Raw genomic sequence first — 6398 nt, 5'->3', positions numbered from 1 at the left:
GGCTAAGAAGGTTACCTACTCCATAATCAAAGATTATTACGTTCGGCATCAGATAACTCCCTTTGAACTGGGCACACCCTTGCGCCTTGGGTCCATGGCTACTGCTTGTCTTAGCGAGAGTGCGAGGGCTTTGGTTGCGGCTTCTGCTTTGTGGTGGTCGTTGCTACCGTACTCCACGAAGATGTGTACGTTTGCCTGCAGTGACTGGGCTAAGGATTCAAAGAAGTGCACGATGTCCTCGGTCGGCATATCCTCTACTTTTTTGCCTTTGAGTTTTAGGTCGATTTTGAAGTAAGGTCGCTTGACCAAGTCCACGGCGGCAAATGCCAAAGAGCAGTCCATGGGTGCTGCGGCGCTGCCAAACCGGGTGATGCCTTCACGTGTGCCTAGGGCTTTGTTGAGTGCTTCGCCAAGTCCAAGTGCCAAGTCTTCGACGCTGTGGTGTGCCAAATCGCCAGTGACGCTGGCTGATATGTCGATTAGGCTGTGTGTAGCAAGTGAAGTGACCATGTGGTTTAGGAAAGGCACGGGTGTGCAGACGGAGACTTTGCCTTCACCGTCTATGTTCACGGCTACTTTGACTTCGGTTTCTTTGGTTTTACGGTACACTTCTTCTTTACGCATTCTAATCACCTTGAATTTGTTTTAGCGCCTCTATTAGCTTAGCGTTCATCTCGGGCAAGCCAACAGTGATGCGGAAGCAGTTTGGGTACTGGAGCAGACTACCCCACTTCTTAAGCATGATGCCCATAGCCAAGAGTTTCTCGTAGACCTCGTCTGCGGGCATTTGCGTGTTCACCAAGATGAAGTCGGCTTGCGAGGGGAAAGCTTGCACGCCTTCTATTTGGTTTAGCGCCTTTATGAGTTTTCTCCGCTCCTCCTTTAGCGCCTCCACAGCCGTGCGCATGATATCCATGTTCTTTAGCATTTTGATGCCCATGCGGATTGAAAACCCACTCACAGGGTAGGGCAGCGGAGCTTTCTCCGTTAGAACTTTTGCCAACTCTGGGTTCGCGACGGAGTAGCCCAGCCGCAGCATCGCCAGCCCGAACGCTTTGGAGAACGTGCGCAGGATAATCATGTTTGGAAACTCTCGGATGCGGGGCACAAACGAGTAGTCGGCAAACTCGCCGTACGCTTCATCCAAGATAACTATCCCGGGGAATGCTTTGACAAGGGCTTCGACATCTTCGGTTTTCATCTGGTTGGCGGTTGGGTTGTTGGGGGAGCACAGGTAGAGCAAGCGTGTTTTATCGGAGAACTGCGAGAGCATAGCTGTCACGTCCAGTTGAAAGTCATCTTTAAGCGGCACCACCATGTATTCGCCCTGAAGCCGTTTTATACAAAGCCGTGGGATGGCAAAGGACGGGGCAAACGAGACGGCGACGTCGCCTTTTTCGATGAAGAGGCGGATTATGCGGTCGATTAACTCGTCGCCTGCGTTGCCGATTGTCAGGTAATCCTTTGGGACACCCATGTAGGCGGTGAGTGCTTCGCGGAGCTTGCCCTCTTCGTCTTCTGGATACATGCGTAGGTCGATTTCGTCGGCTAACTCCTTAATCAGCGCTGCTTGTTTGGCTCGATCTACGAAGAAGTTCTCGTTGAAGTTGAGCTTGACGATTTCTTTGGGGTTAACGCCGATTTGCTGGGCTAAGGTTTCAGGCGTAGCTCCTGCTGAGTAACAGTCCACGGCTTGAAGTTTTTCGAGTTTGTTTTCTATCCATTTGTAGTATGATGCGCTCATGTGGTGAGCCTCGCTGCTATTGCCTCGTAGTGATTTGGCAAGTTTTCGGCTTCCGTTAGCACCCTGATGTTTTCTGCTGCCTTCTCTAAGCCAGCCTTGGAGCATTCAACGATGCTGACCCGACGCATGAAATCGAAGACTGACAGCCCAGAGAAGGATTGGGCGAATGCGCCTGTCGGAAGCACATGATTAGTGCCGCTGCCGTAGTCACTTAGGGGCACGGGACTGTAGGGACCGACCAATATTAGACCAGCAGTAAGTTGGGTTGCCAGTTCTTTAGCGTCGACTGTCATGACTTCCAAGTGTTCAGCGGCAAACTGGTTCGTCAACGCGACTGCCTCGTCCATGTTCTTGCAGGTTACTATGAAGCCATAATTGGCTAATGATTCTTGGATTTTGTCGCCTCTCTCTGCCTTTGAAGCTATTTTTTCGACAGCTTCCTGCACTTGCTTGGCAAGTTTGTCGGAGACCGTTATGAGCCCAGCTACACTATCGCCTCCGTGCTCAGCCTGAGAAACCATATCATACGCAATTAGCCGTACATCTGCCAACGCGTCGGCCAAAATTAGGACTTCGCTTGGACCAGCAGGCATGTCAATTGCTACATCCGTGCAGACTTGCACTTTGGCTTCCGTCACGTACTTGCTGCCTGGACCGACGATTTTGTGCACGGGCGCTATAGTGTCGGTTCCGTAAGCCAACGCAGCAATGGCTTGGGCTCCTCCAACCTTGTAAACCTCGTCTACGCCGCAGATGTCGGCGGCAACAAGCACAAGCGAGTTAACCTTGCCCTCGGAATCCGACGGTGAACACACGACAACCCGCGAAACACCTGCAACTTTGGCTGGAACAACCGTCATAACAACAGTACTTGGGTAAGCCGCCTGTCCTCCTGGAACATAACATCCGACACTTTCAAGCGGACGCAGAATTGTTTGAACGGTGATTCCGTCAATTGAGGTTGTAATGTCGGTTTGTGTCAGCAGTCGCCTTTGGAAAGCTTCAACCCTCGCTTTCATGAACTGTAGGGCGGCGATTTGTTTTGGGCTTACTTTCTGGTATGCTTCCTTGATTTCCTCTGCCGACACCCTGAGAGTTTGCGGCGTCAGCGTGGCTTTGTCGAATTTTAATGCAAGCTCTAACAGCGCTCCATCCCCCTCTTTTCTAACTTGAGCAATTACCGCTCTAACACTGTCTCGCAGGGTTTGGGCTGCTGCTTTTTGGTCTGCCCTCTGGCGTTTAAACCAATCAACCGGCAGCTCTTTTGAACTCCAAACTTTCATGGTGAATCCTTTGCGCATCTACCCTCTTCTCTCCGTGCCAATTCATCCAGCGCCAACACCTGACGCGGTTCATAAACGACCAAGCCCTGGGCAATTTGGCGGATTTTCGGCAACAGCGTGATAAGGCAGTCTTTCTCGATGACCGTGTTCACACTCACCCAATCCTCATCCGCCAACGGGGATATGGTTGGGTTCTTTAGTGCAGGCAGCTCGGTTAGCAGTTTTTGAAGGTTAGCCTTCTTGACGTTGACGAAAATGTGGATTCTCTTCGAACCGTCCACGACGCCCTTGAGTAGGGCGACTATGTCGTAGATTTTTTCTCTTTTCTCCGGGTCTTCAAGTGCTTTCTTGTTTGCGATTAGAATAGCGCTGGATTTTAAGACTGTCTCTATGATGCGCAGGTTGTTAGCTTCCATGGTTGTACCTGTTTCCGTAACGTCCATGATACAGTCGCTGTTTTCCGGCGGTTTGGCTTCAGTGGCGCCAAAAGAGAGGAAGATTTTGGCTTTTGGGTTGGCGCCTTTTTTCCACCATGGCGTCACAATCAACGGGTCCATGTCGCCAAAACGTTTCTTGTACTGTGGCGTGTTCTTGAGGTATTCTGAGGCTATGTTTAGGTATTCTGTGCTGACTCGGAAGTTCCTGCCCGAAACCCAAACTGACTCCATGAACTCGCCAAGGCTTATGCCTTCTGGAACACTTTTGGGAACGGCGATGACTAAACGGATTTTCCCGTATTCAAGGTTTTGAAGCACTTCCACGTCGGCCCTGTTTTCACGCACCCAATCTTCGCCTGTGATGCCTATGTCCTGTAAGCCTTCGCTGACGAACACGGGGATTTCTTGTGGGCGGAGCACCTTCATTTCGATCTGTGGGTCGTTTATGCTTGGGCGGTACGTGCGTTCTGTTCCGCCGATTTTGAAGCCTGATTTAGCGAAGAATTCCGCTGTTGCTTTTTCTAGGGAGCCTTTTGGGATGGCAAATTTGATTTTATCCATAAATTATTTCTCCTAAATTTTTAGAGACGCGTCTGGAGGGTGTTTGTTTTGCGAGAATTTTTTGCTTGGGAGTTGCGCCTAATTCTAAATAACTAATCGTTTGGGAATTTACGCTGTTTTTGCGTTTAGCTGCAATGAAGGCAATCGCCTTTGGTGAACGCAATCCCTCATCATACGTCACTGAAAGACACCACAACGACTGTCTCCCTAATAAACCTGTTTCTAATATTTAACTATCAAACAACAAGAAGAGGCAAAACAGCAGGCTACTTGTGCCTTATAATCTCAAAAACCAGCGGAGGTACCGAATTGCGTGTTTCCAACTCCACGCTGAGCAAGCCTTCCATGATGCCCTTCCAGATCTCACAATCATTTATGAAAGGAGTTTTCAAGAGTAGGAACTTATCTTTTAAGTAAAAGTCACCAAACCCCTGCACTTTCAAGCGTTTGAACACCTCTTCCCAGTTCTCGGTTTTACTTGCGTCAGCGCCCAGTGTTGAATGGATGGAAACTTTTAGGGCGTTGCCCATTTTTTCTCCCACCTCAAACCATTTTTCTTTGGGGATTTGTTGGGTTAGGATGTTTAGTAATTCAACGTTTACAAATGCGATGCGGCTTATTCCACAGTAGTATTCGCCTGGATAGCGCCAATCATCAACGCTCATGTTCTTGTAGATGTCGAGCATCTTGGAGATGAGTGGTTTAATGCCTGGTTCTTTCCCTTGGTTGATTAAGCTTTGGATGAATTCGCGCTCGCTTCTTTCCAGGATGATTGTGGTTCTTTTTGTTTCTTCACTCTTTGCTGGCCCTTCTATGATTCTTTGTTTGCTATCCTGCATAGAACTTATTCTTATGGTAATATCTAATATGCCTTGTGCATTAAACAATAATATTGTTAGTCCACTTTTCCCGAAAAACCAAGAATACTTAATAAAACACAATCCAACTCTAAAGAGTCGCCGATGAAGAATCTAAAAAGCTGACCTGATGATGCACTCTAGGGTATCTGAGGCAAAGAATTAAGTTATAACTTTCTTCCTGATAAGGTACAACAGCAACACAATGCCCAAGATGAACAGGACAGCGCCAACACCGATAGAAGCAAAGTACTCGATGTTAAGAATGTTCGCCATTAGGTAAGGTATGTACGTAGGACCTACAAAGAGCAGAATGACAGCGACGATTGTTAAAGCTACTCGGGTAAACTTTGATTCGATACCGCTGACATCAACATTTTCAACGTTTTCTCTCATGACATCAAACCTTCTACTCTTCAGGTGCATTGTTCTCTACTAAACCTTCTTTTATCTCTTTTCCTAAAGCCTTCATCAAAAACTTGAAAACTAAAAACCCAGCCTCACGATCAGCCTTAAAACCCATAGTTGTACCGAGCAAACTCACGCCTTCAAGCTTCCTCTCTTTCGCCAAAGCCAACATCAAACCTGTTCCACCAACGATTCTGCCCTTACTATAGATGACTCCGCCTTTCTCCATGAACTCGGTTGCCAACCTCGGCGAGGTAGCAGCGATGTAAACCTGAGTCTTATCTTCAGTTATAGGTACACCGCCCATGGTTACGATGAAGCGGCAACCAATCGACTCGACAAAATCAATCACGTGATCGCAAACCTCGTAGTGCGCAACGACATCGTCAAACGAGGGCTGAATCTCCCCTGTCATGATGACCAAATTGTTCCTTTCCATCGGAGCGTAGAAAAACTCGTACCGCGGCAGGTGACAGATGCCCTTAGAACTGATGGCAACGTAATCAGGGAACGAGGGAGAATACAACTCAGCAAAAGGCTTAGCGTCACAGAACTTGATTAACAGGTGCGCAGCGATACGACCAACGTTACCAAAACCCGGCAAGCCCTGGACGAAAATCGGGTTGTCCAGAGTTGGAGTTGAAAGTTTACGCAAATACGGCTTATCCATTACTGAGACACTCTTCCATAGGGAAATATGTTCCCAACTAAAATTCTTTTGCCGCAAAGGAAAAAGAAACTATTAATATTTGACAACTCAAGTAATAGGTTGCGCCAACAAAATGTTGACGAAAAAGAAGCGGGGTGGGGTAGCCAGGATTAACCCGCTGGGCTCATAACCCAGAGATCAGTAGTTCAAATCTACTCCCCGCTACTACCTGTCGTCCTTTGTAAATTGGGTCTTTAGGGTGGCGCGGTGTGCGTTTGGAGTGCGCTGTTTGCTTTTGTCTTGTATCTTAGCTCTTAATTACTCATGTGCCGTTTGCCGCTTGTGTCCCGTAAGATGTGCAGGTCGTTGTGGGTGTAATTATTTAATAGGTAAAAAGATAGACAGTGTAGCTGATTTGGAGAGGCGTGCCGTGTTGGACTCGGTATTGAGCATAATAGG

Annotated in this window: 8 protein-coding genes and 1 tRNA gene; 1 reads left to right on the top strand and 8 read right to left on the bottom strand. The window is 48.1% G+C overall.

Going from position 1 to position 6398, the window contains the following annotated elements:
- Window positions 1-48: 48 nt before the first annotated feature.
- From hisB to NWE96_11030, 8 genes are all read right to left on the bottom strand, one after another.
- Window positions 49-624, bottom strand: coding sequence for an imidazoleglycerol-phosphate dehydratase HisB (gene hisB / locus NWE96_11065; protein ID MCW3984512.1), 576 nt, complete (start codon window positions 622-624; stop codon window positions 49-51).
- Between the two features lies 1 nt (window position 625).
- Window positions 626-1744, bottom strand: coding sequence for a histidinol-phosphate transaminase (hisC, locus tag NWE96_11060; GenBank protein ID MCW3984511.1), 1119 nt, complete (start codon window positions 1742-1744; stop codon window positions 626-628).
- Complete coding sequence (gene hisD, locus NWE96_11055) at window positions 1741-3045, bottom strand: histidinol dehydrogenase (GenBank protein ID MCW3984510.1); 1305 nt, start codon at window positions 3043-3045, stop codon at window positions 1741-1743. Before hisD ends, hisC begins: the two co-directional genes overlap by 4 nt.
- A complete protein-coding gene (hisG, locus tag NWE96_11050; protein ID MCW3984509.1) occupies window positions 3024-4025 on the bottom strand; it encodes an ATP phosphoribosyltransferase in 1002 nt (333 codons plus the stop codon). Before hisG ends, hisD begins: the two co-directional genes overlap by 22 nt.
- Window positions 4018-4206: a hypothetical protein gene (locus tag NWE96_11045; protein ID MCW3984508.1), complete on the bottom strand. Its 189-nt coding sequence runs from the start codon at window positions 4204-4206 to the stop codon at window positions 4018-4020. The genes hisG and NWE96_11045 overlap by 8 nt, the downstream gene beginning before the upstream one ends.
- 85 nt (window positions 4207-4291) lie before the next feature.
- A complete protein-coding gene (locus NWE96_11040) occupies window positions 4292-4864 on the bottom strand; it encodes a hypothetical protein (protein ID MCW3984507.1) in 573 nt (190 codons plus the stop codon).
- Window positions 4865-5044: 180 nt separating this feature from the next.
- The gene (locus NWE96_11035) at window positions 5045-5278 is read right to left on the bottom strand and encodes a hypothetical protein (protein ID MCW3984506.1); all 234 of its coding nucleotides are present in this window, start codon (window positions 5276-5278) and stop codon (window positions 5045-5047) included.
- Between the two features lie 13 nt (window positions 5279-5291).
- Window positions 5292-5960, bottom strand: a complete 669-nt coding sequence (locus NWE96_11030; GenBank protein ID MCW3984505.1) for a PAC2 family protein — start codon at window positions 5958-5960, stop codon at window positions 5292-5294.
- A gap of 128 nt (window positions 5961-6088) precedes the next feature.
- Between NWE96_11030 and NWE96_11025 the strand changes: the two genes are divergently transcribed.
- Window positions 6089-6164 (top strand) — tRNA-Met (locus NWE96_11025).
- The last annotated feature ends 234 nt before the right edge of the window (window positions 6165-6398 follow it).

The organism is Candidatus Bathyarchaeota archaeon (assembly GCA_026014685.1).
Lineage (GTDB): Archaea > Thermoproteota > Bathyarchaeia > Bathyarchaeales > Bathycorpusculaceae > Bathycorpusculum.
Note: the sequence above shows the minus strand (reverse complement) of the source record. Positions and strands in the feature narration are given on the sequence as shown.

Excerpts from the sequence above, each read along its gene's own strand:
- hisB (MCW3984512.1), bottom strand. The coding sequence starts at position 624 with ATGCGTAAAGAAGAAGTGTACCGTAAAACCAAAGAAACCGAAGTCAAA.
- hisC (MCW3984511.1), bottom strand. The coding sequence starts at position 1,744 with ATGAGCGCATCATACTACAAATGGATAGAAAACAAACTCGAAAAACTT.
- hisD (MCW3984510.1), bottom strand. The coding sequence starts at position 3,045 with ATGCGCAAAGGATTCACCATGAAAGTTTGGAGTTCAAAAGAGCTGCCG.
- hisG (MCW3984509.1), bottom strand. The coding sequence starts at position 4,025 with ATGGATAAAATCAAATTTGCCATCCCAAAAGGCTCCCTAGAAAAAGCA.
- NWE96_11040 (MCW3984507.1), bottom strand. The coding sequence starts at position 4,864 with ATGCAGGATAGCAAACAAAGAATCATAGAAGGGCCAGCAAAGAGTGAA.
- NWE96_11035 (MCW3984506.1), bottom strand. The coding sequence starts at position 5,278 with ATGAGAGAAAACGTTGAAAATGTTGATGTCAGCGGTATCGAATCAAAG.
- NWE96_11030 (MCW3984505.1), bottom strand. The coding sequence starts at position 5,960 with ATGGATAAGCCGTATTTGCGTAAACTTTCAACTCCAACTCTGGACAAC.